General features: G+C 65.8%; 1 protein-coding gene. It reads right to left on the bottom strand.

What is annotated here, in order from left to right:
• Positions 1-871 (bottom strand): CLIPPER-2 domain-containing protein (locus CKO25_RS20715; protein ID WP_338115197.1); only part of this gene is annotated, 871 nt, incomplete at its 3' end.
• Positions 872-903 lie beyond the last annotated feature (32 nt).

Genomic DNA, 903 nt, shown 5'->3' with positions numbered 1-903 from the left:
TGACCGTGTAAGTGAGCACACTGCCGAACACCACCGGATCCGGATCAGCACTGCTCAGCACCTTCTCCAACGTCAGCGCCGGCGCACCCAGATAGGTCACCGTCACCGTCGCCCGATTCGACGGCGTGCCCAGATCATCCGACACCTGGTACTGGATCGGCGTCGGATTGCCCTCAAAGCCCGCCTCGGGCGTGAAGGTGATCGCACCCGTGTCCGCATCCACCGTCCAGGTGCCTTCACCCTCGACCGTCTTGGTCTTGCCATCGCTGCCGGCATCGGCATCGACCATCACCACCGTCGTCGGATCGAGCGTGCGTCCGTCGGACGCCGCGTCGTTCTCGAGCACGTCCAGCGTCACCGGCGTGCCCATCGGGTTGTCCAGCGATGCATCATCCTCGGCCGTCGGCGCCGCCGGCGGCTGCACCGGGGTCGACAGCTCGGTCGTCTGCGGATCGGTCTGATCCGAGTCAACCGACGCCGTGTTGACCACCACCGCCGCGATCGCATCGGCGAGCGTGACCGTGTAGGTACCCACCAGCTCGCAGGTCGCACCCGGCGCCACACTGGCACAGGTGATCTCGTCCGGCGTGATCAGGTCGTCGCTGACCACCACGTTGGTCAGCGTGACGTTGCCGCTGTTGGTCGCGGTCACGGTGTAGGTCAGTTCACTGCCCAACACCACCGGATCCGGATTAGCACCGCTCAGCTCCTTCTCCAACGTCAGCGCCGGCGCACCCAGATAGGTCACCGTCACCGTCGCCGGATTCGACGGCGTGCCCAGATCATCCGACACCTGGTACTGGATCGGCGTCGGATTGCCCTCAAAGCCCGCCTCGGGCGTGAAGGTGATCGCACCCGTGTCCGCATCCACCGTCCAGGTGCCTTCACCCTCGACCGTCTTGG

Origin of the sequence: Thiocapsa imhoffii (genome assembly GCF_016583985.1) — a bacterium.
In the GTDB taxonomy this organism is placed as follows: Bacteria; Pseudomonadota; Gammaproteobacteria; order Chromatiales; family Chromatiaceae; genus Thiocapsa; species Thiocapsa imhoffii.
This window is presented reverse-complemented; position numbering and strand designations above follow the sequence as displayed.